Here is a 25,402-nt window from a genome sequence, read left to right on the forward strand (position 1 = left end):
CTCGGCTACCTCAGCGCGTACGCCCTGATCACCTCCTGAGACAGGCTGGCCCCGCGCGTGTCGGTGGCCTTGAGGCGCAACGAGACGACTGCGGCGGACCGCGGCCGGTCCAGTGTGGCCTCGTAGGCGCCGTTCCCCTTCGAGGCCAGCCGCCGGACCGCGCGCCACGAGGCGCCGTCGTCGTACGACACCTCCAGCGACACGTCCTTGATCGGGGCGGCCGCCGAGCCGTCCTGGTGGCGCAGGGTCAGGCCGAGCCGCGGCGAGGTGGCCTGGTTCTTCAGGTCCGTCGCCACGTCATAGTCGGCGAGCAGCAGCGGGACCGTCGTGCCCGATCCGGCGTCGTGCTGCGACGGGAACGTCCACGCCGTCTTCGTCCTGGTCGACAGCCGGGCCCAGGTGGCGCGGTTCTCGACGTCGTACTCCATCCGGTACGTGGCGGCGGCGGCCGGCAGGAGCAGTATCCCCTGGGGGCGCCGCTCGGTCTGCGCCAGCAGCGTGTCCCCCTGGTACAACCGCCAGCCGGTCTTCATGCCGGTCGCGAAGTTGTCGGTCTGGGCGACGCCGGTGTTCCGCCCCGCGTCGATGAGCCCCCACATGTCGACCTGGAGCAGGTCGCCCTCCCTGCGCAGCGGCCGGACCCTCCCGGGGCCGGGCAGCAGCGGCTGCTTGAACCAGGTGCGGCCGATCCGCTCCCCGGCCCGGAAGGGCGCGTCATCGGGGCCCGAGACGCCGATGTGGGCCTGGTCGTGCTCCCAGGTGTAGTTGTACGGCCGCTCCGGCGTCTCCATGCTGCTGCTCCAGCGCACCCCGGGACCGGCGGTGAGGTAGTCGACCCGGTCGCGCGGCGTACGGGGGACGGGCCGGCCGGTGTCCCACGAGGTGGTCTCCCATGGCTGCCAGCCGAAGCGGTTCTCGGAGAGCGTCACGTCGTCGGCGAGCTGGCTGAAGAAGTCGGAGTCCACCCGGGCCAGGGACCTCGCCCGCAGGGTGTGGTCGGGCCGGTCCCTGATCCCGCCCTCCTCGCTGAGGTACAGGTCGTACACGTACGGACTGGCCACGACGCCCTTGGCCAGGACCGGCACCGGCAGCCTGCGCAGCCGTTCGGCCAGCCGGGCGCCCTCCTTGCCGGTGAGCGCGACGGTCGGGACCTTCAGCTTCACCCCGCTCTCGGATACCGGCAGGTCTCCGTACACCGCGACCATCCGGGCCCCGGCCGCCGCGGCGGCGTTGGACTGGGCGGCGACCGTCAGGTCGGCCGTGCGGCGGATCAGCGCGAGCCTGCCGCGCAGGTCGCGGCCCTTGAGGTCAGCGGGCGTAGCGGTCCCGGCGTCCACGGCCAGGAGCAGCGCGGAGCCGTCGAGGCGGGGGAAGTCGGCCGACACGTCGCTGAACCAGACGGGGTCGACGTAGTCGGGGTTCAGCTCCAGCCCGGCGGTCCGCAGGGTGATGGCGGGGGCCTCCAGGTGCCAGCGGGTGGCGACGGCGAACCGGCCCTTGGTGACGCGCTTCATGGGCTGCAGGTAGTACGTCTCGTCGGCGCTCTCGTCCTGCAGGATCGTCTCGGTGAGCGGCGTGCCCTTGACGGGCGCGCGGGTCCAGATGAGCTTGGTCGCGGTGCCCCTGTTCCGCTTGGTCACGTGGTCGGGCGTGTCGACCCGCATCTCGACCGCCCTGCGGGCGTCGAGCACGACCTTGGTGTCACCGGTGACCTTCAGCTCGGGCTCGCCGGTGAAGCTCAGGTTGAGCACGGTGCCGCGGTCGGCGTAGGCCATGCTGTCGACCGACGGGCGCAGGGTGTTGATGACGCCGAGCACGGAGTAGGTGCCGGGCGGAACCAGCACGCACGAGTCACCCGGGTCGCTCTCGCACCGGCGCACCGGGTCCCCGGGCATCTCGCGGCCGTCGCGGGTCCCGTCGTCCACATTCAGCGCGGCGGCGTACGCCTGCGCGGGGCGGCCGTCCCTGGCGATCCCGCTCACCCGCAGCCGGACCCGCTCGACCTCGACGTTTCCGGTCAGCGAGGTGCGGAGCGGCGGCCCTTGGCTCGGCGTCGCGACGAGCTCCGCGCGCTGCCGCCCCGCCTGCGCCTTGGCCGGGTCGAGGGTGAGCCGGACCGTGGCCTCCGCCCCGCCGGGCAGGGACAGCTCGGCGGGCGAGACGCTGAACGGGCCGCCGGTGGCCAGGCCGAGGGTGACGGGGGTCTTGCCGGGATTGCGGTAGGTGACCTCGCGGGTCACCGGCTGTCCGGAGGACACCTCGGACAGCCCGAAGTCGACCGCGCCCTCGGCGGTCAGCACCGGCTCCCCGAGCGCCGTGGCCACGTCCACCCGGCCGGTGCCCCGCTTGTCCACCGGGGTGTCGGGCATGGGCTTGGCCGTACCCATGAGCAGGGACTTCAGCTCCCCGGCCGAGATGCCGGGGCGTGACTGCCGCAGGAGCGCGGCGGCCCCGGCGACGTGCGGGGTGGCCATGGAGGTGCCGGACAGGCGGGTGTAGTACTCGTCCACCGGCTCGCCGAGCGAGGTGCCCTTGGCCCGCGCCGCGACGATGCCGACGCCCGGAGCGGTGATGTCGGGCTTGACCGCGCGCTCCAGCCCGACGGGTCCGAAACTGGAGAAGTCGGCCAGCCGGTCCTGGCCGTCGACCGCACCCACGGTCAGCGCGGCGGGGGCGTCTCCCGGGCTCCCGACGCAGGCTTCGCAGCCCCTGTTGCCCGCCGCCACCACGAACAGCGTTCCGTAGCCCGCGTACAGCGCGCCCAAGGCGTCGGTGAGCGGCCCGCCGGGGCTGGGGTCGCCCAGGCTCATGTTCACGATGTCGGCGTGCTTCTCCCCCGCCGCCCATTCCATCCCGTCGATGATCCAGGAGCTGAGCCCTTCGCCGTTGGCGTCCAGGACCCGGCCGTTGAGCAGCTTGACGCCCGGTGCGACACCCTTGCGCGAGCCGCCGGAGGCCGCGCCGCTGCCCGCGATGATGTCGGCGACGTGCGTACCGTGCCCGAACTCGTCGGTGGCGCTGCCGCTGTCGGTGAAGTCACGCTCGTCGGCGACCTTCCCCGCCAGGTCCTGGTGCCCGGTGTCGACGCCGGTGTCCAGGACCGCGACCGTGGTGCCCGCCCCGTCGTAGCCCGCAGACCACGCGGCCGGCGCGCCGATCTGCGGCACGCTGCGGTCCAGCGCCGGCTCCACCTTGCGGTCCAGCCAGATCTTGGTGACGCCGTCGAGCGGGCTCTTCGTACGGCCCGCGGCCAGCGCGGACAGCTCACCGCCGAAGCCCCGCGCCGCGGTCTTGGCCAGCCGGACGCCCGAACCGCCGATGCTCTCCAGCGTGCGGACCGCCTTCAGCGCGGGGACGGCCGGCATCACGCTCTGTTTCCCGTACGTGACGATGAGGGAGATGGCGTCCGACCGCTCGTCGGTGTAACCCTGCGCGGCGAGGGCGGTCACGTTGAAGAGCTCGGGGTCGAGGCGGCCGGGGACCAGCCCCTCCACGTCGCTGGGCAGCACGGTGAGCTGCCCGGCGTCCTCGGTGATCCGGAAACGGGCGGGTGGCCCGTCCCCGCGCGGGGCGGCCGTGACGCTCGCTTTCTGGCGGCCGTCGGCGGCGACGGCGACGTGCACCTGGTCGCCGGTGATCAGCGTGATGTCGTAGCCGTGCTTGGCGGGGTCTGGCGCGAGGGCTGAAGCACCGTTGGCCGGAGCGCGGTCGGCCCGCGCGGGCGCCGGAGCGTCGTCCGCCCGCGCGCCCGTACCGGTGATCGTGGTGACCGCGGCCACCGCCAGGGAGGCGGCCACCGCTGTCCAACGCCTGGGCCTCATCGGCCACCTCCAGAAGGCGAGAAATGTGCCGACCCAATTCCTAGTGATCTGGGGGCGTTCCGGTCCATAGGTCTCGTCTGGCGAGATCCCGACTTGTCGTAAACCCGCCTGGGCTACGCTCGCGTTCGAGACGACAGGACAGCGGGGGGCTGGCATGGCGCAACGGCGGTTACTGGAGGGCCTCGGCGTCAGCGTCGCCGAGGAGACGGCCTACCGCGCGCTGCTCCGCCACGGGCCCGCGACGCTGAGTCAGCTGGCCACCGAGACCGGCGCGTCCACCGCCGCCATCCGCCGGATGCTGCCCCGGCTGGAGGACCTCGGGCTGATCTCCCGGGTGGCCGGCCGACCCCTTCGGCTGATCGCCACGCCGCCGAACATCGCCATCGACGTGCTGGTGGCCCGCCGCCAAGAGGAGATCACGCACAGCCGGGCCGCCGCGGCGCTGCTCGCCACCGAGGTGGCCGACCGCACCGGACCGCATCCGGAGGAGGTGCTGGAGGTGGTGACCGGCCGTTACGCCGTCGCCCGCCGCTACCTCCAGCTCGAACGCAGCGTCACGGCCGAGATGCTCGTGCTGGTGCGCCCGCCGTACGCGGTCGACATCCTGGACGACCAGGAGAACCAGCAGCGCGCCGCCCACCAGGGCCCGGTCGTGCGCGGCATCTACGGGCCGCTGGCGTTCGAGGAGCCCGGCATGCTGGAGCACACGCGGCAGGCGATAGCCGACGGCGAGCAGGCCCGGCTGGGGCAGGTGCCCGTCAAGCTGGCCATCGCCGACGGCCGCACGGCCATGCTGCCGTTGGTGTCCGACGAGGACCGGGCGGTGGAGAGCGCGCTGGTCGTCCACCCGTCGGCGCTGCTCGACGCGCTGGTCGGGCTGTTCGAGGTGCTGTGGCAGGCGGCCGTGCCACTGCGGCTGTCAGCGGACCCGGCCGCGCACATCGAACGGGACGTGTGGCCGCAGCCGGGCGACACCGAGGTGCTCGCCCTGCTGGCGGTGGGGATGAAGGACGACGCGATCGCGCGGCAGCTCGGTCTCAGCCCGCGTACGGTGCAGCGGCGGGTGCAGGAGCTGTGCGAGCGGCTGGGGGCCCGTACGCGGTTTCACGCCGGGTTCCTGGCCGCGCAGCACGATCTGCTGGTCCTGGACCGGGGGCCTGGGCTACGGGCGCCTTAACCGGTCTTGGTGGGCATCGGCGTGGGCATGACGCTGGGGGGCATCATCGTGGGCACCGGCGTGGGCCACGGATACGGAGTCGCGGGCACCTGATACGGACCGGGGTACGGCGGCAGCCGCCGGCAGTAACTCCCGCCAGGGCCCGGACGACAGTCCTGGTAGCCGGGATAGCGCTCCCAGTCCTGCCAGTAGACGCGGGCGGTGTCGCCTCGGTGGACCATGCCGCTGATCACCGCCACGGCGCCGCCCCCGAGCACGCCGCCGATGATCAGCCCGATCAGGCCCGCACCGATGATCTGCGTGGGCTTCAGCCGGAAGAAGTCGCGGAAGCTGTCAGAGTGCGGAGGCGGTGGTGGAGCCCACCCGCCTCCGGGCGGCGGGCCCGAGACCCGGGTGGTCGCCGCTTCCGCTTCGGGGGAAGCGGCGGGCCGGTCTCCAGGGGTCGGGTCGCGCGGCGCTTCCTCTTCGCCACGCGACCCGGCGTCATGATCATGATCCGCCATCACGATCTCCCTTTACTCGCCCCTCAGGGCGCTCCCAACGACAAGAGTGCCCTATGTCTCGTAAGGCTGGTGTAAGACCTGAGTCGTACCCAAAACTCCCCCTTCAGGCTGACAAACCCATACCGAAGCCTCCGTATCGTAATGATGTGTTCGGCAGGGTAATGGAATGGTCAGGACGCCATGGCAGGCTCATGGACGCACTCCGGGCGGCACCGCTGGCAGTGTTCTGCCTGGTCCTGGCCGTGCCGTACAAGGCGATCAGCGACGCCGGCCTGTACGCCGGGATGGCCGGCTACCTCGGGCTCAGCGCGATACTGATCGTCCCGCTGCTGTGGCGGCGGGACTGGCCGCTGACCGTCTTCGCGATCATCTCGCTGGCCAGTTTCGGGCAGTGGCTGACCAACAACGATCCGATGCCGGCCAACATCGCGGTGCTGGTGGCGCTCTACTCGGTGGCCTTCCGGTGCCGATTCCCGTGGGCGATCGCCGCGGGCGTGGTGGCCGAGGTCGGCGTGGTGCTGGTCATCGTGCACTGGCAGGCGCCGACGTTCAGCCTCTTCTTCAGCGGCTCGATCCTCGTCGTGACGGTCTGGCTGACCGGCCTGTACGCCAAGACCCGCAGCCGCTATCTGGAGAGCCTGAAGGAGCGGGCGGAACGGGCCGAGCGCGAGCGCGACCAGCAGGCCCGGATGGCGGCCGCCGCTGAGCGCACCAGGATCGCCAGGGAACTGCACGACGTGGTGGCCCACAACGTCAGCGTGATGGTGGTCCAGGCCGACGGCGCCGGGTACGCCATCGACAGCGACCCCGACCAGGCGCGGCAGGCCGTACACGCCATCTCCAAGACCGGGCGCGAGGCGCTCGCCGAGATGCGCAGGCTGGTCGGCGTGCTGCGGGAAGACGGGTCCGACGGGACGGACTACACGCCGCAGCCGGGCCTCGCCCAGCTGGAGGAGCTCGTGCGCGGCGCGGGCGTGCCCGCGCGGCTGCGGGTCGGCGGCCCGCCGGGCGAGCTGCCCGAGGGGCAGCAGCTCGCGGTCTACCGCATCGTGCAGGAGGCGCTGACGAACGCGCTCAAGCACGGCGGCCCCGGCGTCCGCGCGCTGGTCGAGCTGCGGTACGCCGGGCGCGAGCTGGTCGTGCGGGTGACCGACGACGGCAGGGGCGCGGCGGCACCACGCAGCCCCGACGGGCACGGGCTGGTGGGGATGCGCGAGCGGGTCGGCATGTACGGCGGGGAGGTGGCGGCCGGGCCGAGATCGGGTGGCGGGTTCGAGGTGCTGGCCAGGCTGCCGGTGCCGGGCACGAGGGCGGCCTGATGATCCGGGTGATGCTGGTCGACGACCAGGAGTTGCTGCGCGCCGGGTTCAGGATGGTGCTGGGCGCCCAGCCCGACATCGAGGTGGTCGCCGAGGCCGGTGACGGGGTGCGGGCGCTGGAGGTGCTGCGCGAGGTCGAGGTGGACGTGGTGCTCATGGACGTACGCATGCCGAGGATGGACGGCGTGGAGGCCACCCGGCGCATCGACGGCCCCAAGGTGCTCATCCTGACCACCTTCGACCTCGACGAGTACGCCTTCGCCGCGGTCAAGGCGGGCGCCTCGGGCTTCCTGCTCAAGGACGTGCCGCCGGCCGACCTGCTGACCGCGATCAGGTCGGTGCACGCGGGCGACGCCGTGGTGGCGCCGAGCACGCTCAAGCGGATGCTCGCCAAGTTCGCCGCGCAGCTGCCGACGGAGGAGCTCGCGGCCGTGTCGGAGCTGACGCCACGCGAGCGCGAGGTGCTGCTCATGGTGGCCCGCGGCCTGTCCAACCTGGAGATCGCCGCCGAGCTGGAGGTGGCGGAGGCCACAGTGAAGACGCACCTGGGCCGGGTGCTGGCCAAGCTGGGGCTGCGGGACCGCGTCCAGGTGGTGGTCTACGCGTACGAGGCGGGCCTGGTGGTCCCGTCACGTCAGCCGAAAGGCTGACCCGGGTCATCTCAGGACCTATACGAAATCCCTCCTCGGGGCCCATATTTCCTGCATTTTCCGCTCCTAGGTTGGTCACGTTCCCGCAGACCAGAAGGAGTGAACGTGACCCTCACCGATACCCGCCGACAAGCCCCCGCGGCGGTGGTGGCCAAGGCACTGACCAAGGTGTACGGCCAAGGCGACGCGCGGGTCCACGCCCTGCGCGGCGTGGACGTCGCCTTCGCCACGGGCGCGTTCACCGCGATCATGGGCCCGTCCGGATCCGGCAAGTCCACGCTGATGCACTGCCTGGCCGGGCTCGACACCGCGACCTCCGGCACCGTGCACATCGGCGACGTGGAGCTCACCGGGCTCAACGACAAACAGCTCACGCTGCTGCGCCGCGAGCGGATCGGCTTCATCTTCCAGGCGTTCAACCTGCTGCCGACGCTGACCGCCGAGCAGAACATCCGCCTGCCCCTGGAGATCTCCGCCCGCCAGCCGGACCAGTTGCTCTTCGACCGCGTCATCGAGACGGTCGGGCTGCGGGACCGGCTCGCCCACAAGCCGACCGAACTGTCCGGCGGCCAGCAGCAGCGCGTCGCCGTGGCCAGGGCGCTGATCAGCAAGCCTCAGGTGATCTTCGCCGACGAGCCGACGGGCAACCTCGACTCGCGTAGCGGCGCCGAGGTGCTGTCGTTCCTGCGCACGTCCGTGCGCGAGCTCGGCCAGACCATCGTCATGGTCACGCACGACCCGGTGGCCGCGGCGTACGCCGACCGCGTGGTGTTCCTGCGCGACGGCGAGCTGGTCAGCGAGATCAGCGCGCCCTCACCGCAGTCGGTGCTCGACACGCTGATGAAGCTGGAGGCCTGAGTTGCTGAGGACGACTCTGGCCGGGCTGCGCGCGCACAAACTGCGGCTGCTGCTCACCTCACTGGCGATCACGCTGGGCGTCGGCTTCATCGCCGGTACGTTCGTGCTGACCGACACCATGAAAGCCGGCCTGTCGCAGCAGGCCACGGCCGAGGCGGACAAGGTCGGCCTGGCCGTGCTGCCCGAGGACCGCGAGGCGGTGCTACCGGAACGCCTGCTCGACCAGGTACGCGGCCTGTCCGGCGTGCTGGAGGCCCAAGGGCTCATCCGCGGCAGCGCGCCGTTACTGGGCAAGGACGGCAAGGCGGTCGGGAACGCGCCGACCACGGCCCTCTCGATCGTGACCGGCCGCCTCGACCGCACCACCATGATCAGCGGCACCGGCCCCGGATCCGACGACCAGGTGGCGGTGCTCGACAAGAACACCGCCAAGGCCCAGGGCCTTAAGCTCGGCGACACGATCACCGTGCTCGACTCCCGGCACCGCGAGCAGCGGTTCAGGCTGGTCGGCATCATGGACACCGGCCTGGACCAGATGCTGGCCTACACCGGCGCGATCGGCTTCACCCCGGCCACGGCTCAGCGGATGACCGGTGCCAAGGGCTTCGCCGAGATCGACATCGCGGGCGACGGCGCGGGGCTCAAGCAGGCGGTCGCCTCCGCCGCCGGGGCGGGAGCGAAGGTCAAGACGGGCGCGGAGCTCGCCAAGAGCCTGGCGGCCGACTCCGGCATCCAGATGGAGTCGCTGACCACCGGTCTGCTGCTGTTCGGCCTGGTGGCCATGCTGGTGGCCGCGCTGGTCATCTACAACACCTTCAACATCCTCGTCGCGCAGCGGGCCAGGGAGATGGCGCTGCTGCGCTGCATCGGCGCCACTCGCGGGCAGGTGTTCGGCTCGATCATCCTGGAGTCCACCGCCGTCGGCCTCCTGTCGTCCGCGCTCGGCCTGCTCGCGGGCTACGGCCTGGGCGCGGCCACGCTGGCCGTACTCGGCGCGCTCGACGCCCCGCTGCCCACGAACGCGGCCATCGCGCTGACGCCGGTCACGATGCTCAGCGGGCTGGGCCTCGGCCTGCTGGTCACCGTGGGGGCGGCGCTGCTGCCCGCGCGGGCGGCCACCCGGGTCGCGCCGATCGCGGCGCTGCGCACGCAGGTGGAGGAGCAGACGTTCCGTACCGGGGTCGTACGCGTGCTCCTCGCCACGCTCTTCCTCGTCGCCGGGCTCGGCACGGCCGGTTACGGGGCGCTGGCGATGGAGCCGGGCCAGATGGTGCCGCTCTTCGTCGTCATGGGCGGCGGCGCGCTGACCTTCCTGGCGGTACTGATCCTCGGACCGGTGCTGGTCAAGCCGCTGAGCGCGCTGATCGGCTGGATCCCGGCCAGGCTGTTCGGCGTACCGGGACGACTGGCCGTGGACAACTCCGGACGCAACCCCCGCCGGGCCGCCACCACGACCGTGGCGCTGACGATCGGCGTGACGCTCATGACGCTGATCTCGGTGGTCACGGCCTCGATGCGGGTGACGATGACCACCAAGCTCGACAACCAGTTCCCCGTCGACTACCTGGTGGCCACCCAGGAGCGCGACGCCGCCGTCCCCCGGTCGGTGGCCGACTCGCTGCGGCGCGGTCCGGAGCTGTCCTCGGTCGTACAGATCCGCACGGCCAAGGCCAAGATCTCCGGCTCCGGGAAATCGGTGCAGGTCGGCACCTTCAACGGACCGTTCAAGCCGGAGGTACGGTCCGGTTCGATGGACCGGTTGGAGGCGGGGCAGGTGGCAGTGGACGCCCCCGCGGCCGCGGAGTTCGGGCTACGGGTCGGCGGCACGGTCGCGGTGCGGACCACTGAGGCCGGGACCGTCACATTGCGGGTGGCCGCCGTTCTCGTGGGCGATGCGAACCTGCCGATGTTCACCGTGGCCGAGCGGTCATTCGACGAGTACTTCGGCCAGATACCCGACACACGGGTGATGGTGAACATCAAGGACGGCGTACCCACCGCACAGGCCCGCAAGGCGGTGGACGCGGCGACGGCGGCCTACCCGATGGTCCGGGTGACGAGCGCGACGGAGGTACGCGGGCAGTTCGACGACACGCTGGACATGCTGCTGATGATCATCACCGGGCTGCTGGGCCTGGCGATCCTGATCTCGCTGCTCGGCATCGCCAACACGCTGTCGCTGTCGGTACATGAACGGACCAGGGAGTCGGCGCTGCTGCGGGCCCTCGGGCTGACCAGGCCGCAGCTGCGGCGGATGCTCTCGGTGGAGGCGCTGGTGCTCGGGCTCATCGGGGCGGTGGTCGGGGTGGTGCTCGGCGGCGTGTTCGGGTGGGCGGCGATGCGGGCGATGATCGACGGCGCCTGGTTCGTGCTGCCGGTGGGACAGATCGTGCTGTTCGTGGCGCTGTCGGGGCTGGCCGGGGTGCTGGCCGCGGTGTTGCCCGCGCGGCGGGCGGCTCGGGCGTCGATCGTGGGCTCGCTAGCAACCGGATAAACCCCGACAAATCACGATAAGGACGGCAATTTACGGAAAGAAACTATGCGGGACGGCGAGCCGCATCCCTCGCCGTCCCGCACAGCCGACCTGGCGGACGGCAAGGACTGGGCCTTGGGTACGGTCAGCGGGGGGTCCGGCCGGGCCAGAGCTCGGCAACCGTTTCCGGATCGAGAAGCGGCCGGGTGACCACCTCGCCGGACACCTTGTCGATCACGATGCAGCCCCCGCCGACCGTACTGGGCAGGGTCGCCGGGTCATCGAGCTCAGGCTCTCGCACCCAAGCGACATAACCCTCATTGAACCCATGAATCCCCACCGAGACGGAATCATCCGCCCGCCGCACCCCGTTGAAGTACTCCTCCGCCAGCGCCCTGGCCTGGTCGAGGTTCATCGCGGTTGTCCATGCCTGTCGACGATCACACAGAACACCCCGGTCACGGTCGTATAGGGCGGTTCGACGGCCATGTGGCCCCGCTGGGCATCGATCCAGATCACTTCGCCGCCCGAGTTGACGGCGTTCCACGCATGAGACCCGCCACCGGGCCAGCGCACCACGATCACGGCCGCCGCCCCGTGCCCCGCCTCCAACAGCCGCCGCGCCACCATCGGATAGGCGTGCCGCCCCTGCCCCAGGTACTGGAACCGCTGCCCCACCCACCGCTCGATCCGCGCGGTGCCCCCGACCTCACCGGTGACCTGCGGCCGCCCGATCCGGTCGTACTCCGCCACCCTCGGCGCCGCCGCAGCAGGCTCGCCATGCCAGGTCGACAGTACGGCCAGCGCGCAGTCGGCGGCGTTGGACGCACGAAACGGATCATCGGCCGGACCACCGCCGTTGATCAGCCTGACCCACGTGCCGCGCGGATCGGGAAACCGCATACCGAGCGGAATCGCCAGCGCCAGATCGTGCTCCACCTGCGCGTCGGGCTTCGCCAGCCCTCCAGGGGCACCGTAGGGCCGGTAACCGACCAACCTCGGCGGCCGATGTGACCGCTCGAACCAGTCCCGCTCAGCGACCGTCTGCCGCCCAGCCGCCCCCGCCCCATTCCCCTGCCGCCCAGAACCACCGGTTCCGGCCTCCTGCCGAGCACCTCCGCCCCCAGCCCCGTGCCACCCGGAGCCTCCGGCACCAACCTCCTGCCGACCAGAACCTCTGGTCCCGGCCCCGTGCCGCCCAGAGCCGCTGGTTCCAGCCTCTTGCCGACCAGGACCGCTGGTCCCGTGCCACCCGGTTGTCCCGACCCCGGTTTCGCGCAGGGCATCCGGCCCGACCCCACCTCCCTGCGGCCCAAGCGCCGCAGTGCCCGAGGTCGTCGAAGCGCTGTCGGGCGGGAGCCCCAGAATGGCCGCCGCCGACCCCACCCCGGCTCCACGCGGGGCAACCGCCCCGACCCCACCTTCTTGGGACCCAACCGCCGCAGCGCCCAACCCCGGCGAAACGCTGTCCGGCGAGAGCCCCAGAATGGCCGCCGCCGACCCGCCGAACATCCCCGTCCCACCTGTCACCCCAGCGCCCGGTCCACCCGCACCGCCGCTGACCCCGACGCCGGTAACCCCTGCGCCCTCCACGAACGCCAAGCCACCTGCTGAGTCCGGCCCACTCCCGAAGCCCAAGCCGCCCCCAGACTCCAAGCTGCTCCCGGCTACCGAGCCCCGCCCGGAGACGGCACCGCTCCCGGAGACCGATCCGCCCCCAGGCCCCCAGCCGCCCTCAGACACCGATCCGGTCCGGGACACCGCGCCACCCCCGGGCAGCGATCCGCCCCCGGACACCCGGTCGCTCCCAGGCACCGCTCCGCCCCCGGGCAGCGAGCCACTGCGGGGCACCGAGCCACGCCCGGAGCCCGATCCGCCCCCAGGCACCCTGCCGCTCCCGGAGACCGAGCCGCTCGCCGGTGCGGGCCCGGGGGCCACAGCTGATTCCCCCACTTGTGCCGTGCCGCCCGGCACACCGCTCGAGGCCGAGCACCGGGGGGTGGCAGGGGCGCCGTGTCGCCCGACCGATGAGGCGCCCCGAGAGGCCCCCGACCGGGAGGACGCGGAACCAGCCGAGGGCGCGGGTGGGCGGGCACCCGACGACGCGACAGGCGGAGCACCAGACGGGTCGGCCCACGGCGCGACCGACTCCCCAGCCGACGGAGTGGCCCCCCGCTCAACCGACCTCCCAGCTCCAACTGACCCGTCCGCCACAGCCGACGTCCCCGCTCCGGCCAACCCACCAACCACTGCCGACGTCCCCGCTCCGGCCGACCCGCCAACCACGGCCGACCGTTCCGGCGGGGCCGGCCATCGCGCGGCTGACCGCCCGGTCGGCGGACCCGATAGCGCGGTCAGTGAGGCGCCCCACGGAGTCCCCGGCCATTCGGGTGGCGACTCGGGCGATGAGTGGGCGGAAGAGGGTGAGTCAGACGATGGGCGACCGGAAGACGGCGAGCTCCCCGACAGCCGACCCGAGGAGAGCGATGAGCGCCCAGAAGACGGCAAGCCAGACGATAGGCGGCCGGAAGACGGCGAGCTCCCCGATGGGCGGCCCGAGGAGGGCAATGAGCTGCCGGAAGGCGGTGAGCTAGGCGGTAGGCCCGGAAACGGGGAGTTCGGCGACAGTCGGCCAGAAAACGGCGATGGGTCGGCGGAAAAGGGCGAGCTAGGCGATACGTGGGCGGAAGAGGGCGGGGTCGGGGTCGAGAGAGGGGAGGCGAGTAGGTCCGAGTCGGCGGCGCGCTCATAGTCGCGCCACCTGACCCCATCACCCACCACAGGGTCGTACTGCCCCTCGGGAAGGACCCCCCGCACGCTGGACTTGCGGTCGCGGAACACGTCCTGCCTCCTGTCATGGCTCGACGACCGATCGTAGGGCGACGGGCCATGACAGGAGGGGAAGTCAGCAAGTTTTGGCGGTCCCGGCTAGCCCCCTTACCTGCGCAAACAGGGAGAAGGGCCGCGCTCAGGCGACGTTGACCTGGATGGAGTGCCAGCCGCTCGCGCCGTCAGGCGCCGGCGGCGCCTGCTGTTCGGTCTGGGTACGGCCGGCCGCGTCCGTGGCCCGCACCTCGATCGTGTGCTTGCCGGCAGCGAGGTCCCAGTCGAGCGACCACTGACGCCACGTGTCGGGGCCCGGCACCTGGGCCAGCTTCGCCTGCCGCCACTCGCCCCGGTCGACGCGTACCTCCACGGCGTCGATCCCGGTGTGCTGCGCCCAGGCCACCCCCGCGATCGTGGTACGGCCCGCCGTCACCGACGCGCCCGGTTTGGGCAGGTCGATACGGGACTCCGTCTTGATGGGCCCCTTGGCGGACCAGCCGCGCGGCGTCCAGTACGCCTCGTCCTGGTCGAACCGGGTCACCTTGACGTCCACCACCCACTTGGTCGCCGAGACGTACCCGTAGAGGCCGGGCACCACCTGGCGTACCGGGAAGCCGTGTTCGACGGGCAGGGCCTCGCCGTTCATCGCGATGGCGAACAGGGCGTCGCGCCCGTCCATCACCACGTCGACCGGGGTTCCGGCGGTGAAGCCGTCGTCGGAGGTGGACAGCAGCATGTCGGCGCCGGACTGGAGGCCCGCGTCGCGCAGCAGGTCGGCCATCCGGGCGCCGAGCCAGCGGGCGTTGCCGATGTACGCGCCGCCGACCTCGTTGGACACGCAGGTCAGCGTGACGTACGACTCGGTGAGGGGGCGCTTCAGCAGGTCGGCGTACGTGATCTCGACCGGCCGGTCCACCATCCCGTGGATGCGCAGCGTCCACTGCCGGGGATCGACATGCGGCACGATGAGCGCGGTATCGACCCTATAGAAGTCCTGATTTTTCGTGACGAATGGGGAAAGGCCGCGGATGCCGAAATCCGTTCCCTGGGGCAGTGGTTTGGCCGCCACCCTAGGTCTGGGCAGCGCGACCGCCACCCGGGCGGTCTCCGCCGTCTGACGCCCGCCGAGCACCCGCCCGGCCAGCGTGGCGGCTCCAGCGACCACCACACCACCCGCGACGCCGCCGAGCAGCCGCCGCCGGTCGAACACGTACGGCTCCGACCCGGTCCGCATCACGGCAGGCCGCTCAGCCTCATCCGCGGGAGCCCCCGAGGAATCAGTGGGGGATCCGCCGCCGCCAGACTCAACATCCGAAGCCGACGAAGCCGACCCCGCACTCGAAGCCGTGGCCGCGCCAGAAGCCGACCGAGCCGCCGCCCTGACGCCCGAAGCGCCCGAAGCGGACGAGCCCCAGGCCGCCAGCCCCGCGCCCTCGTACGACCCCTGTACGCCCCGCGCCAGCAGCCACGTGAGCGCCCAAGCCCCGACACCGACCCCCACCACGGTCGGCACCACGTCGAGCGCTCCCGCGCCCGGCCTGGTCACCACCGCCGCGATGCCCACGACGCCGAACACCCCGAGCCCCACCAGCCCGTACGCCACCCGGTGCCGCGCCAGCACCCCGATGACCGCCGCCACCACCGTGAGCACCAGCAGCACACCGGCGATGAGCACGTTCTTGTCGTTCGAGCCGAAGGTGCTGATGGCGAACTCTTTGAGCCACGCGGGTGTGTTGTCCACGACCACGTTGCCCACGGCCACCACGGGAAAGGCCGCGGGCTTCAACACCCCGGCGACGAGCTGCGCGACGCCGAGCGCCACGGCCCCGGCCACCACTCCCGCCAGCGCACCGGCCCAGGCCGGCATCACATCGTTCCTCTGCACGGTTCTGACGCTACGCCTCTGGCGGCCGGTGGTTCTTACACGATGGTTACGTCAGCTCGTGATGAGGTCGCGGACGATCGGGGCGAGGGCGCGGAAGGCGCGGCCCCGGTGGCTGATGGCGTCCTTCTCGTCGGCGGACAGCTCGGCCGCGGTGCGGGTCTCGCCCTCGGGCACCAGGATCGGGTCGTAGCCGAACCCGTTGGTGCCGCGGGGCGTCGTGACCAGGTGGCCCGCCAGCGTGCCCTCGACCACGCGCCACTCCCCCGACGGCAGCGCCAGCGCGGCCGCGCACGCGAAGTGGGCGGCCAGCTTGTCGGCGGGCACGTCGGAGATCTGCGCCAGCAGCAGGTCGAGGTTGGCCTTGTCGTCGCCGTGGCGCCCGGACCAGCGGGCCGAGAACACCCCGGGCATGCCGTTGAGCACGTCGACGCAGAGGCCGGAGTCGTCGGCCACCGCGGGCAGGCCCGAGCCCTGCGCCACGGCGTGCGCCTTGAGCAGGGCGTTTTCCTCGAAGGTGACGCCGGTCTCGGCCACCTCGCCGATCGAGGGGAACTCCTCGAGCCCGACGATGTCGAACCCCGACAGGATCCGGCGCAGCTCAGTGATCTTGCCCGTGTTGCGGGTGGCCAGGACGATCTTCATGCTCCCAGCGCCTCCTGCTGGATCAGGGTGAGCTCCTCGCAGCCGGTGACGGCCAGGTCGAGCAGCTGGTTGAGCGCGGCGCGGTCGAACGGCGCGCCCTCGGCGGTGCCCTGCACCTCGACGAAGCTGCCGGCGCCGGTCATCACCACGTTCATGTCGGTCTCGGCCGCGACGTCCTCGGTGTAGCAGAGGTCGAGCATCGGGACCGAGCCGACCACGCCGACCGAGACGGCGGCCACGGAGTCGACCAGCGGCTCGCCGGGGCACATCCGGCGCTCGCGCATCCACGCGACGGCGTCGGCCAGCGCCACGTAGGCGCCGGTGATCGCGGCGGTCCTGGTGCCGCCGTCGGCCTGCAGGACGTCGCAGTCGAGCAGGACGGAGTTTTCGCCCAGGGCCTTGTAGTCGACGCAGGCCCGCAGCGAGCGGCCGATCAGCCGGGAGATCTCGTGCGTGCGCCCGCCGATCTTCCCGCGGACCGACTCGCGGTCGTTGCGGGTGTTGGTGGCGCGCGGCAGCATCGCGTACTCGGCCGTGACCCAGCCCTGGCCGCTCCCCCGGCGCCAGCGCGGCACGCTGTCCTGGACCGATGCGGCGCACAGGACCCGGGTGCCGCCGAACTCCACCAGCACCGAACCTTCGGCATGGGTAATCCATTGCCTGGTAATGGTGATGGGGCGGAGCTGATCGGGGTTTCGGCCATCCTGTCGCGACATGCAGATCACCCTATCTCCGCGCCGCAACGCTCTTGACCGAATGTGTCCGACACATGGATCCTTACGCAATGACAACGGGGGTGTTGCGAAACCCTGACTTTCTCCGGTTCCTCAGTTCGCACGTGGCCAACGAACTCGGAGCCAACATTTCCCGCGTGGCGCTCCCTTTGGTCGCCGTGCTGGCACTGCACGCCGGACCCCTTGAGGTCGGCGTGCTCTCCGCGCTGCAGACAGCGGCGTTCCTCGCGATCGGCCTGCCCGCGGGGGTCTGGGTCGACCGATTGCGCAGGCGCCGCGTGATGGTGACCTCCGACCTGGTCAGGTGCCTGCTGCTGGCGAGCATCCCGGTCAGCGACGCGCTCGGGCTGCTGTCGGTCGGCATGCTGTACGTGGTCGCGCTGCTGGCCGGCACCGCCCAGGTCTTCAACGACGTCGCCGACCAGACGTACCTGCCGGAGCTGGTGAGCAGAGACCGTCTGAGCGACGGCAACTCCAAGCTCGAGTTCGTCCGGTCGGGCGGCTCGCTCGCCGGTCCCAGCCTGGGCGGCGCGCTCGTACAGCTGATCGGCGCCTCGCGCACGATGCTCGCCACGGCGATCGCCGCGCTGGGCTCGCTGGTCTTCCTGAGCGCCATCAAGACGCCCGACCAGGCGCCGGTCGCCGAGGAACGCCCGCGGATGCGCCAGGGCATCGCCGAAGGGCTCGCGTTCGTCTGGCGCGACCGGCTGCTGCGGGTGATCGTCGCCACGACCGCGGCGACGAACCTGAGTCTCAGCGCCGTGGTCAGCCTGTCGGTGCTGTTCCTGGCCGACGTGGTCCGGCTGCCGCCCGGCCTGATCGGCGTCATGCTCATGTCGGGCGCGGTCGGCGGGCTGCTCGGCGGCCTCACCGGGAGCCGGTTATTCAGCAGGTACGGCACGGCGAGGATGACTTGGCTGGCCATAGCCGTCACCTCGCCCTTCGGCCTGCTGCTGCCCATGACGCAGGCCGACTGGCGGGTCGCCTTCTTCGCCGTCGCCTCGATCGCGCTCTCCTGGGGCGCGATCATCTACAACGTCGGCCAGCTCACCTACCGCCAGACCGTCACGCCGGACGGCATGCTGGGGCGGGTCAACGCGACGGTCAGGTTCATCGTCTGGGGCACGATGCCGCTGGGCGCGTTGCTCGGCGGCATCGTGGCTCAGCACATCGGGGTGCGCGAGGCCCTTTGGGTGTTCATGGGTGCGCGGCTGCTGTCGTTCCTGCCGCTGCTGTTCTCGCCGCTGCCGCGGCTGCGGGACTTCTCGCAGGTTCAGGCCAAGTCGTGAGACAGGATCAGGCCAGGTCGTAGACGGCCCCGCTGCGGGCCAGGTCGATCGGGCCGCTGTAGCCACCCCGGCAGGCGTCGTCCAGGATCCGCTGCTGGTCGTTCCAGGGCACGAGGTGGGTGAGCACCAGCCGGCCCACCCCGGCCTTGGCGGCGTGCTCGGCGGCCTGGCGGCCCGACAGGTGCAGGTCGGTGGGTAGTTCCGGCTGGTCGAGGAACGACGACTCGCACAGCATCAGGTCGACGCCGGCGGACAGCCGCACCACTTCGGCGGACTCGCCGGTGTCGCCCGAGTAGGCCAGGCTCCGGCCGCCGTGCGTGACGCGGAAGCCGTACGCCTCGACCGGGTGGTTGACCTGACCGGCGACCACCGTGAACGGCCCGACCTCGAACGGACCCGGTGCGAGCGGTACGAAGTCGAAGGCCGTCTCCATGCCCGGCTCCTCCGGCATGCCGTAGGCGGCGGCCAGGCGGCGCGGCGCGTCGGCGGGCGCGTGGACGGGCACCTTGGCGTATGGCGCGGCCGGCCCGTAGGTCCGGGCCACGTGGTAGGCGCACATGTCGAGGCAGTGGTCGGCGTGCAGGTGGCTCAGGCAGATGGCGTCCACGTCGTAGAGCCCGATATGGCGTTGCAGCACTCCCAGGGACCCGTTGCCGAAGTCGAGGAGCAGCCTGAACCCCTCGGCCTCGACGAGATAGCAGGACGAGGGGCTGTCGGGGCCGGGAAAGCTCCCCGAACAGCCGATGATGGTCACCTTCATGTGGGCCTCCCGTTAGAGGTAGTACCCCCCACTGGTGTGACTTCGACCGCATCGATCTCCGGGCCGAGGAAACGTCGCCCGAGCCGGGCGAAGAGCAAGGAGTCGCCTGTGGCGCGGAAGCGATGCCGGGGGGTGGCCTCGCTCCCTGCCGCCATGTCACGGTCGTGCAGGATGCGGTAGACGTCCTTGGCCGTCTCGTCGGCACTGGAGACGAGCGTCACCCCGTCACCGGCGACATAGGAGATCGCGCCGGTGAGCAGCGGGTAGTGGGTGCAGCCGAGGATCAGCGTGTCGCACCCGGCCGCCCTGATGGGGGCCAGGTAGTCGCGCACGACCTCGATGAGCTCCTCGCTCGCCGTCTCTCCGCGTTCGACGTACTCCACCAGGCGTGGGGCGGCCACGCCGGTGAGCTGTACGTCGGGAGCCGCGGTGAAGGCGTCGTGATAGGCCATGGACTCGATGGTCGCCCTGGTGGCGATCACACCGACCCTGCCGGTGCGGGTGGCGCGCACCGCGCGCCGGGTGGCGGGCTGGATCACCTCGACGACCGGCACGTCGTAACGCTCGCGCGCGTCGCGCAGCACGGCGGCACTGGCGCTGTTGCACGCGATCACGAGCATCTTGACGTCGTTCTCGACGAGGTGGTCCATCACCTCCAGCGCGTAGGCCCGTACCTCGGCCAGGCGTTTGGGCCCGTAAGGCTGGCGGGCCGTGTCGGCCACGTAGGTGATGGATTCATGGGGCAGCTGGTCGATGATCGCCCTGGCGACCGTCAGCCCGCCAACCCCGCTGTCGAAGATCCCGATGCTCGCGTCCGGCACCTTTAGAGGGTAGGCGACCTGCGACATTCTCACTGCGTAAGAATGCTCACAGTTGAAATGCTCACAGTCAGCGCGTCACCCGCGCCCCACCCGCGCGAGCTGACGGCACTGGGCGACCAGCCTGCCCTCGGAGTCCCACGCCTCGACCTCTTCGTCGAACCAGCCGTCCGAAATGAGGCGGCCGCTGCCGATCAGTGTGAGCCAGCCGGGGGCGGGCAGCGCCCGCAGGTGCCAGGTGAGGTCCACGGTGGGCGCCCAGCCGCGCGCTCCGGCCGAGAACACCACGGGCGGCAGCGCGTCCACGGCCAGCGCGAGCACGTAGGGGTCGGGGTCCTGGGGCTCGGCCATCCTGAAGTACGCCCGGGACTCGGGCCGGCCGCTGGGCTCGCCGGTCAGCCAGCCGATCGTGGGTGGGTCGAAGAGCAGCTCCATCCGGGCGTTGAGCGTCATATTGGACTCGGGCTTGGGCTCGGGCAGTTTGGCGCATTCTTCTGGTCGCGGCATGACATAGATGGATTTATCGGCGTAAATGGGCTCGACGTCGTGCAGCGTGGCCGTGGTGATCAGGCTCTCGATCTGCGCCACCCCGTCCTGGACGAGCGTCGCCCGCGTGAAGGCCGCCGTCCTGCCCGCCTTGAGCTGCTCGATCCGGACCCGGGCGGGACCGGGCACGGGCGCCTTGAGGAACTGGGCGGACGTGCTCACCGGGTGCTCAAACGGCGACGCGTCCACGACCGCGCGCAGGATCACCGCCAGCAGGTAGCCGCCGTTGAGCGGGCCACCGATCACATAGCCGGGGTCGAGGCAGACGTCGTAGGTGGTCTCGTCGACCCGGATCGCCTGCGTGGCCTCGTCGAACTTGGTCATCGGTGCCGCCCTCGAATCAATCCGGAACTATATTCTAGTAGCCACACAGTCTATTGCAGACCGAGAGCATCGGACCATCAGCGTGCCTACCTGCGAAAACGCCCACTCGCTGAGAAAGTTCGATCATGGGAAGCGTTACCGAACTCATCGGGCAGTCGGTCTGGGACCCCAACGGGGTGTGGGTCGGCCACGTCGTCGACATCCGCGTGATCAAGCACAGGGGCGAGCTGCAGCAGAGCGCCACCGTCTATGGCCTGGTGGTCTCGGCATACCGCAGGCCCCTGCTCTGCCTGACGCGCGATTTGCACGGCCGCTGGGGCTGGTTCTCCCGGGCGCTGGCACGGGTGCTTTATGCGGGATCCACGTTCGTGCCGTGGTCGAGCGTCACCGATCACGGCGGCGGAGAGGTGCACATCAGCACTTCTCGAAAGGAACTCTCACGCGTCTAAGTACATTGCAAGCGTCCGTCTAGCAACATCAGCTACCGTCTCTGTGGTCATAAGTCCACATTGTGAGTTGAGTGATGTCTGCTAATAATCCCCCGAGTGGCCAGGATCCGAATCGGACGACGGCATACCGCTGGAACCAGGAGCAGCAGCCCGAGAACCCACCGACAATGCCATTGTCATCACAGGGCCAGCCGTATCCTCCGCAGCAGTCCTACCAGCAGCCCCAGTACGGCCAGCAAGCCCCGACAGGGCAGCAGCCGTCCTATGGGCAGCAGGCGTCTTACGGGCAGCAGGGCCCCCAGTATGGGCAACAGCCTTCATACGGCCAGCAGCCATATGGGCAGCAGCAGCCCCAATATGGGCAACAGCAGCCTTCGTACAGCCAGCAGGCCCCGACAGGACAGCAGCCTTCCTACGGGCAGCAGTCTCCCCAGTACGGGCAGCAACAGGCGTTTGGCCAGCAGGACCAGTACGGCCAGGCCGGTTGGCAGCAGCAGGGCCCCGAGGGCTTCGGCCCCGCCGAGCCCGCCAAGAAGAGCCGCAAGGGCTGGATCATCGCCATCGCCTCCGCGCTGGCCGTGGTCCTGCTCGGCGGCGGCGCGGTCTGGGCGGTCGGCGCGATCGGTGGCGGCGGCACGCAGCCGCACGAGGTCCTGCCGGCGAGCTCGATCGCCTATGTACGGCTCGACCTGGACCCGGCGGCCAACCAGAAGGTGGCGCTGTTCCAGATCGCCAGGAAGTTCACCGTTACCAAGGACACCTTCAAGGGTGACGACCCGCGCCAGGCACTGTTCGACCTGACGCAGGACAGCGGTTTCTCCAAGGTCGACTTCGCCAAGGACGTCGACCCCTGGCTGGGCAGCAGGATCGGCCTGGCCGTCGTCCCGTCGGGCGGCAAGGAGCCCGACTACGCGGTGGCCGTCCAGGTCAAGGACGAGACGCAGGCCAAGGCCGGCATCACCAAGCTGATGGGCAAGGAGAAGTTCGGCCTGGCCTTCCGTGACGACTACGCGCTGGTGACCTCCAGCCAGTCGCTGGCCGACAAGTACGCCGCCGAGACCGGCAGCCTGGCCGACAACAGCGACTTCAACGACGACATGGGCGCACTCGGCGAGCAGGGCGTGCTGTCGTACTGGGCGCACCTCGGCAAGGTCGGCGAGCTGGCGGTGACCGACAAGTCGGGCGCGGAAGCCAAGGCGCTCGAGCAGGTCAAGAACGCCAGGTTCGCCGGAGCGCTCCGCTTCGACAGCGCCTACGCCGAGATGGCCGGTGTCGTCCGCGGCGCTGAAGGCATGATCGACGGCGACCTGGAGCCCAGCAAGCTGTCGACGCTGCCCGCCTCCACCGCGGGCGCGCTGTCCTACTCGGGCCTCGACCAGATCATCACCAAGAAGTGGGCCGAGATCGAGCAGTCCGTCGCGGCGTCGCCGGCGGGGGCCCAGTTCAAGCAGTTCATCGACCAGGCCAAGCAGACCTACGGCCTTCAGCTGCCCGACGACCTGGCCACGATCCTCGGCAAGAACCTGACCCTCGCGGTCGACTCCGAGGGCCTGGACAGCGACAAGATCAAGGGCGGCCTCCGCATCACGACGGACCCGGCCAAGGCGCAGGCCGTCTACGACAAGATCCAGAAGGCCATGACGTCCAGCGGCCAGCCCGCTCCCCAGCTCGCCAAGGTCGCGGGTGACGGCACGTTCACCGTGGCGACCACCGACGAGTACGCCAAGGCGCTGGGCGGGGAGGGCACGCTCGGCGAGAGCGATACCTTCAAGGACGCGATCCCGGACGGCGACGATGCCACCTTCGCCCTGTTCGTGGACCTCGACAAGGTCGAGAAGTTCTACCTGCAGAGCATGGAGGGCGACGACAAGGCCAACGCCCAGGTCCTGAAGGCGGTCGGTCTGAGCGGCAAGCAGACCGCCACCGAGGCGACCTTCTCGCTACGGGTCCTGTTCAACTAGCAAGAAAACGAGTGGCCGCCCCCACGCGGGGGCGGCCATCGTCATGCGGTCACTGTCAGGCCCAGAGCTGGCCTTCGAGGCGGTGTTCGGCCTCGTCCAGGGTGCCCTCGTAGGCGCCCGTGGACAGGTACTTCCAGCCTCCGTCGGCGACCACGAAGACGACGTCGGCGCTCTCCCCCGCCTTCACCGCCTTGGCGGCCACGCCCAGAGCGGCGTGCAGCGCCGCCCCCGTGGACACCCCGGCGAAGATCCCCTCGGCGGCGAGCAACTCGCGGGTACGGCGCAGCGCGTCGGCCGAGCCCACCGAGAATCGCGTGGTGAGCACGGACTCGTCGTAGAGCTCCGGGATGAACCCCTCGTCCACGTTCCGCAGCCCGTAGACCAGCTCGCCGTATCGCGGCTCGGCGGCCACGATCCGCACGCCGGGCACGCGCTCGCGCAGGAAGCGCCCCACCCCCATGAGGGTCCCCGTCGTGCCGAGCCCGGCGACGAAGTGGGTCACGGTGGGCAGGTCCTCAAGGATCTCGGGTCCGGTCGACTCGTAGTGGGAGCGCCAGTTGGCCGGATTGCCGTACTGGTAGAGCATCACCCAGTCCGGGTGCTCGGCCGCGAGCTCCTTGGCCACACGCACGGCCTCGTTGGAGCCCCCCGCCGCGGCGGACGAGATGATCTCCGCCCCCCACATGCGCAGCAGCTGGCGGCGCTCCTCGGAGGTGTTCTCCGGCATGACGCAGATCAGCTTGTAGCCCTTGAGCTTGGCCGACATCGCCAGGGAGATGCCGGTGTTGCCGCTGGTGGGCTCCAGGATCGTGCAGCCGGGTGTGAGCAGCCCGTCCTTCTCGGCCTGCTCGACCATCCAGAGCGCGGGCCGATCCTTGATCGACCCGGTCGGGTTGCGGTCTTCGAGCTTGGCCCAGAGGCGTACCTCGGCCGACGGCGAGAGCCGGGGAAGCCCGACGAGCGGCGTGCGACCGACCGAGTCGATCAACGATTCGAAGCGCATGTCACCCGCCGGCGACGGCGGGCAGCACGGTCACCGTGTCGCCGTCGGACACCGGCGTGCCGAGGCCGCCGAGGAAGCGCACGTCCTCGTCGTTGAGGTAGACGTTGACGAAACGGCGCAGGGCGCCTTGGTCGACCAGGCGGTCCTTGATCCCGGGGTGCAGGGACTCAAGGTTGCTGATCAGCTCGTCGAGGGTGGCGCCCTCGGCGTCGACGGCTTTGGCGCCGGCGGTGTAGGTACGAAGAATGGTCGGAATGCGAACCTCGATGGCCATCGCGGTCAGTCTCCTCAGGTCAGGTCGTCGTCCCATCGGCAGCAACACCGACGGCTGAACACGGATTCCTGATCAGCGACAGTCGTAGACGACGACAGCCGGGGTATGCGCGAAGAGGTAGCTCTGCACCGGCCGGACCATCATGGTACGAACCTTACCTCTTCCTCCGTTATCGCCCCATCGAGGATCCGGTACGAGCGGAACTCCGTCTCGTCCTCGTCCCTCGTCGAGACCAGAACGTAGTGGGCGTCCGGCTCTGAGGCGTAGGTCACGTCGGTACGCGAAGGGTAGGCCTCGGTCGCCGTGTGGGAGTGGTAGATCACGACGGGTTCCTCGTCGCGGTCGTCCATCTCGCGCCAGACGCGCAGCTGCTCCAGCGAGTCGAAGCGGTAGAAGGTGGGCGAGCGCTCGGCGTTCTCCATCGGGACGAACCGCTCGGGCACCCCGCCCCGTCCCGCGATCACGCCGCACGCCTCGTCCGGGTGGTCGGCCCGCGCGTGGGCAATGATCTTGTCCACGAGTTCCTGCGAGATCGTCAGCATGTCGGGGAAATTACCAGAGGGCCCGGACCAGGGTGTCCTGCAGGTAGGTCAGCCAGTCGTAGGTGACGTAGGCCGGGTAGCGGGGGTCGTCCTCGGACATCGTGGCGATCTCGTCGTGGATCTCCTCGGTCACCTCGAGCTTGGTGCCGAGAGCGAGCCGCACGTCGTTGAGCGAGCGCAGCCACGCCTGGGCCTGCTCGGGCGACAGCTCGCTGCGGCCCGGCCGGGCGCTGTCGAGCATGGTCTGCGCGTCGGCGCGCTTGCCGTCGCGCAGCGTCGCCTCTGTGTAGCGGCGGAACTCCGCCGCCTCCTTCTCGTCCTGGTAGGCCGAGGGGAACAGCCGGGCGAGCACCGGATCGGACGGCGCCGCCCCGGCTCCGACGCCGATCCCGAGCGCCCGCTCCAGCGGGTCGTCGCCCGTCTCGCCCGGCGCCACCAGGCCGAGCACCTGGGTGACCAGCGAGCGCAGGATCGACACCTCCGCCGCCTCGAACACCGCGATGACGCCGCCGCCGTCCCGCGTCGAGAACCCCGAGTTCACGTGTGCC

The 25,402-nt window shown here is 70.8% G+C and carries 22 protein-coding genes; 8 read left to right on the forward strand and 14 right to left on the reverse strand.

What is annotated here, in order from left to right:
• Positions 1 to 5 precede the first annotated feature (5 nt).
• Positions 6 to 3,821, reverse strand: coding sequence for a S8 family peptidase (locus ACQP2T_RS48395; RefSeq protein ID WP_433511566.1), 3,816 nt, complete (start codon positions 3,819 to 3,821; stop codon positions 6 to 8).
• A 154-nt stretch (positions 3,822 to 3,975) separates the two neighbouring features.
• Here ACQP2T_RS48395 and ACQP2T_RS48400 point away from each other — a divergent pair, with 154 nt between their 5' ends.
• Complete coding sequence (locus ACQP2T_RS48400) at positions 3,976 to 4,998, forward strand: helix-turn-helix domain-containing protein (protein WP_358197111.1); 1,023 nt, start codon at positions 3,976 to 3,978, stop codon at positions 4,996 to 4,998.
• On the opposite strand, the gene ACQP2T_RS48405 is transcribed toward ACQP2T_RS48400, so the two are convergent.
• Entirely contained in the window at positions 4,995 to 5,501 is a 507-nt protein-coding gene (locus ACQP2T_RS48405) for a hypothetical protein (protein WP_433511567.1), read from the reverse strand. The genes ACQP2T_RS48400 and ACQP2T_RS48405 overlap by 4 nt on opposite strands.
• A gap of 191 nt (positions 5,502 to 5,692) precedes the next feature.
• On the opposite strand from ACQP2T_RS48405, the gene ACQP2T_RS48410 reads away from it, so the two are divergent.
• From ACQP2T_RS48410 to ACQP2T_RS48425, 4 genes are all read left to right on the forward strand, one after another.
• On the forward strand, positions 5,693 to 6,820 hold the full coding sequence (locus tag ACQP2T_RS48410) for a sensor histidine kinase (RefSeq protein ID WP_433511568.1): 1,128 nt from the start codon (positions 5,693 to 5,695) through the stop codon (positions 6,818 to 6,820).
• Positions 6,820 to 7,470 carry a response regulator gene (locus ACQP2T_RS48415; protein ID WP_433511569.1) on the forward strand — a complete coding sequence of 217 codons (651 nt, stop codon included), beginning with the start codon at positions 6,820 to 6,822 and terminating at the stop codon, positions 7,468 to 7,470. Before ACQP2T_RS48410 ends, ACQP2T_RS48415 begins: the two co-directional genes overlap by 1 nt.
• Before the next feature lie 105 nt (positions 7,471 to 7,575).
• Entirely contained in the window at positions 7,576 to 8,328 is a 753-nt protein-coding gene (locus ACQP2T_RS48420) for an ABC transporter ATP-binding protein (RefSeq protein ID WP_433511570.1), read from the forward strand.
• A 1-nt stretch (position 8,329) separates the two neighbouring features.
• Positions 8,330 to 10,822 (forward strand): ABC transporter permease, encoded by a 2,493-nt coding sequence (locus ACQP2T_RS48425; protein ID WP_433511571.1) that lies wholly within the window; start codon positions 8,330 to 8,332, stop codon positions 10,820 to 10,822.
• Positions 10,823 to 10,946: 124 nt separating this feature from the next.
• Here ACQP2T_RS48425 and ACQP2T_RS48430 read toward each other — a convergent pair whose 3' ends face one another.
• The 5 genes from ACQP2T_RS48430 to rph all read right to left on the reverse strand — a co-directional run bounded on the left by ACQP2T_RS48430 (position 10,947) and on the right by rph (position 16,870).
• Positions 10,947 to 11,216 (reverse strand): hypothetical protein, encoded by a 270-nt coding sequence (locus ACQP2T_RS48430; RefSeq protein ID WP_357942781.1) that lies wholly within the window; start codon positions 11,214 to 11,216, stop codon positions 10,947 to 10,949.
• Positions 11,213 to 11,740 (reverse strand): toxin glutamine deamidase domain-containing protein, encoded by a 528-nt coding sequence (locus ACQP2T_RS48435; RefSeq protein ID WP_433511572.1) that lies wholly within the window; start codon positions 11,738 to 11,740, stop codon positions 11,213 to 11,215. Before ACQP2T_RS48435 ends, ACQP2T_RS48430 begins: the two co-directional genes overlap by 4 nt.
• Positions 11,741 to 13,769: 2,029 nt before the next feature.
• A complete protein-coding gene (locus ACQP2T_RS48440) occupies positions 13,770 to 15,512 on the reverse strand; it encodes a molybdopterin-dependent oxidoreductase (protein WP_433511573.1) in 1,743 nt (580 codons plus the stop codon).
• Positions 15,513 to 15,563: 51 nt separating this feature from the next.
• Positions 15,564 to 16,154: an RdgB/HAM1 family non-canonical purine NTP pyrophosphatase gene (rdgB, locus tag ACQP2T_RS48445; protein ID WP_433511574.1), complete on the reverse strand. Its 591-nt coding sequence runs from the start codon at positions 16,152 to 16,154 to the stop codon at positions 15,564 to 15,566.
• The gene (gene rph, locus ACQP2T_RS48450) at positions 16,151 to 16,870 is read right to left on the reverse strand and encodes a ribonuclease PH (protein WP_225290424.1); all 720 of its coding nucleotides are present in this window, start codon (positions 16,868 to 16,870) and stop codon (positions 16,151 to 16,153) included. The genes rdgB and rph overlap by 4 nt, the downstream gene beginning before the upstream one ends.
• Before the next feature lie 68 nt (positions 16,871 to 16,938).
• On the opposite strand from rph, the gene ACQP2T_RS48455 reads away from it, so the two are divergent.
• Positions 16,939 to 18,177: an MFS transporter gene (locus tag ACQP2T_RS48455; RefSeq protein ID WP_433511575.1), complete on the forward strand. Its 1,239-nt coding sequence runs from the start codon at positions 16,939 to 16,941 to the stop codon at positions 18,175 to 18,177.
• Between the two features lie 7 nt (positions 18,178 to 18,184).
• On the opposite strand, the gene ACQP2T_RS48460 is transcribed toward ACQP2T_RS48455, so the two are convergent.
• From ACQP2T_RS48460 to ACQP2T_RS48470, 3 genes are all read right to left on the reverse strand, one after another.
• A complete protein-coding gene (locus ACQP2T_RS48460; protein ID WP_433511576.1) occupies positions 18,185 to 18,937 on the reverse strand; it encodes an MBL fold metallo-hydrolase in 753 nt (250 codons plus the stop codon).
• Positions 18,934 to 19,758 (reverse strand): glutamate racemase, encoded by an 825-nt coding sequence (gene murI / locus ACQP2T_RS48465; protein WP_225290421.1) that lies wholly within the window; start codon positions 19,756 to 19,758, stop codon positions 18,934 to 18,936. Before murI ends, ACQP2T_RS48460 begins: the two co-directional genes overlap by 4 nt.
• Positions 19,759 to 19,833: 75 nt before the next feature.
• Entirely contained in the window at positions 19,834 to 20,625 is a 792-nt protein-coding gene (locus ACQP2T_RS48470) for a thioesterase family protein (protein ID WP_433511577.1), read from the reverse strand.
• 125 nt (positions 20,626 to 20,750) lie between these two features.
• On the opposite strand from ACQP2T_RS48470, the gene ACQP2T_RS48475 reads away from it, so the two are divergent.
• The gene (locus ACQP2T_RS48475) at positions 20,751 to 21,074 is read left to right on the forward strand and encodes a hypothetical protein (RefSeq protein WP_433511578.1); all 324 of its coding nucleotides are present in this window, start codon (positions 20,751 to 20,753) and stop codon (positions 21,072 to 21,074) included.
• Positions 21,075 to 21,241: 167 nt separating this feature from the next.
• Positions 21,242 to 23,035, forward strand: a complete 1,794-nt coding sequence (locus tag ACQP2T_RS48480; RefSeq protein WP_433511579.1) for a DUF3352 domain-containing protein — start codon at positions 21,242 to 21,244, stop codon at positions 23,033 to 23,035.
• A 55-nt stretch (positions 23,036 to 23,090) separates the two neighbouring features.
• On the opposite strand, the gene ACQP2T_RS48485 is transcribed toward ACQP2T_RS48480, so the two are convergent.
• From ACQP2T_RS48485 to ACQP2T_RS48500, 4 genes are all read right to left on the reverse strand, one after another.
• Positions 23,091 to 24,038, reverse strand: a complete 948-nt coding sequence (locus ACQP2T_RS48485) for a PLP-dependent cysteine synthase family protein (protein WP_225290417.1) — start codon at positions 24,036 to 24,038, stop codon at positions 23,091 to 23,093.
• Between the two features lies 1 nt (position 24,039).
• The gene (locus ACQP2T_RS48490) at positions 24,040 to 24,312 is read right to left on the reverse strand and encodes a MoaD/ThiS family protein (RefSeq protein ID WP_433511580.1); all 273 of its coding nucleotides are present in this window, start codon (positions 24,310 to 24,312) and stop codon (positions 24,040 to 24,042) included.
• A gap of 140 nt (positions 24,313 to 24,452) precedes the next feature.
• Positions 24,453 to 24,854: a M67 family metallopeptidase gene (locus ACQP2T_RS48495; protein WP_357646593.1), complete on the reverse strand. Its 402-nt coding sequence runs from the start codon at positions 24,852 to 24,854 to the stop codon at positions 24,453 to 24,455.
• 10 nt (positions 24,855 to 24,864) lie between these two features.
• Complete coding sequence (locus ACQP2T_RS48500; protein ID WP_433511581.1) at positions 24,865 to 25,395, reverse strand: DUF2017 domain-containing protein; 531 nt, start codon at positions 25,393 to 25,395, stop codon at positions 24,865 to 24,867.
• Positions 25,396 to 25,402: the final 7 nt, after the last annotated feature.

Source organism: Nonomuraea sp. CA-143628 (assembly GCF_050942315.1).
In the GTDB taxonomy this organism is placed as follows: Bacteria; Actinomycetota; Actinomycetes; order Streptosporangiales; family Streptosporangiaceae; genus Nonomuraea.

What these genes read in the sequence shown, in the direction of transcription:
- ACQP2T_RS48455 (WP_433511575.1), top strand. Translation starts at nt 16,939, where the DNA reads ATGACAACGGGGGTGTTGCGAAACCCTGACTTTCTCCGGTTCCTCAGT.
- ACQP2T_RS48480 (WP_433511579.1), top strand. Translation starts at nt 21,242, where the DNA reads ATGCCATTGTCATCACAGGGCCAGCCGTATCCTCCGCAGCAGTCCTAC.
- ACQP2T_RS48460 (WP_433511576.1), bottom strand. Translation starts at nt 18,937, where the DNA reads ATGAAGGTGACCATCATCGGCTGTTCGGGGAGCTTTCCCGGCCCCGAC.
- ACQP2T_RS48395 (WP_433511566.1), bottom strand. Translation starts at nt 3,821, where the DNA reads ATGAGGCCCAGGCGTTGGACAGCGGTGGCCGCCTCCCTGGCGGTGGCC.
- ACQP2T_RS48470 (WP_433511577.1), bottom strand. Translation starts at nt 20,625, where the DNA reads ATGACCAAGTTCGACGAGGCCACGCAGGCGATCCGGGTCGACGAGACC.
- ACQP2T_RS48415 (WP_433511569.1), top strand. Translation starts at nt 6,820, where the DNA reads ATGATCCGGGTGATGCTGGTCGACGACCAGGAGTTGCTGCGCGCCGGG.
- ACQP2T_RS48410 (WP_433511568.1), top strand. Translation starts at nt 5,693, where the DNA reads ATGGACGCACTCCGGGCGGCACCGCTGGCAGTGTTCTGCCTGGTCCTG.
- ACQP2T_RS48430 (WP_357942781.1), bottom strand. Translation starts at nt 11,216, where the DNA reads ATGAACCTCGACCAGGCCAGGGCGCTGGCGGAGGAGTACTTCAACGGG.
- rdgB (WP_433511574.1), bottom strand. Translation starts at nt 16,154, where the DNA reads ATGAAGATCGTCCTGGCCACCCGCAACACGGGCAAGATCACTGAGCTG.
- ACQP2T_RS48405 (WP_433511567.1), bottom strand. Translation starts at nt 5,501, where the DNA reads ATGGCGGATCATGATCATGACGCCGGGTCGCGTGGCGAAGAGGAAGCG.
- ACQP2T_RS48490 (WP_433511580.1), bottom strand. Translation starts at nt 24,312, where the DNA reads ATGGCCATCGAGGTTCGCATTCCGACCATTCTTCGTACCTACACCGCC.
- ACQP2T_RS48400 (WP_358197111.1), top strand. Translation starts at nt 3,976, where the DNA reads ATGGCGCAACGGCGGTTACTGGAGGGCCTCGGCGTCAGCGTCGCCGAG.
- rph (WP_225290424.1), bottom strand. Translation starts at nt 16,870, where the DNA reads ATGTCGCGACAGGATGGCCGAAACCCCGATCAGCTCCGCCCCATCACC.
- ACQP2T_RS48485 (WP_225290417.1), bottom strand. Translation starts at nt 24,038, where the DNA reads ATGCGCTTCGAATCGTTGATCGACTCGGTCGGTCGCACGCCGCTCGTC.
- ACQP2T_RS48475 (WP_433511578.1), top strand. Translation starts at nt 20,751, where the DNA reads ATGGGAAGCGTTACCGAACTCATCGGGCAGTCGGTCTGGGACCCCAAC.
- ACQP2T_RS48495 (WP_357646593.1), bottom strand. Translation starts at nt 24,854, where the DNA reads ATGCTGACGATCTCGCAGGAACTCGTGGACAAGATCATTGCCCACGCG.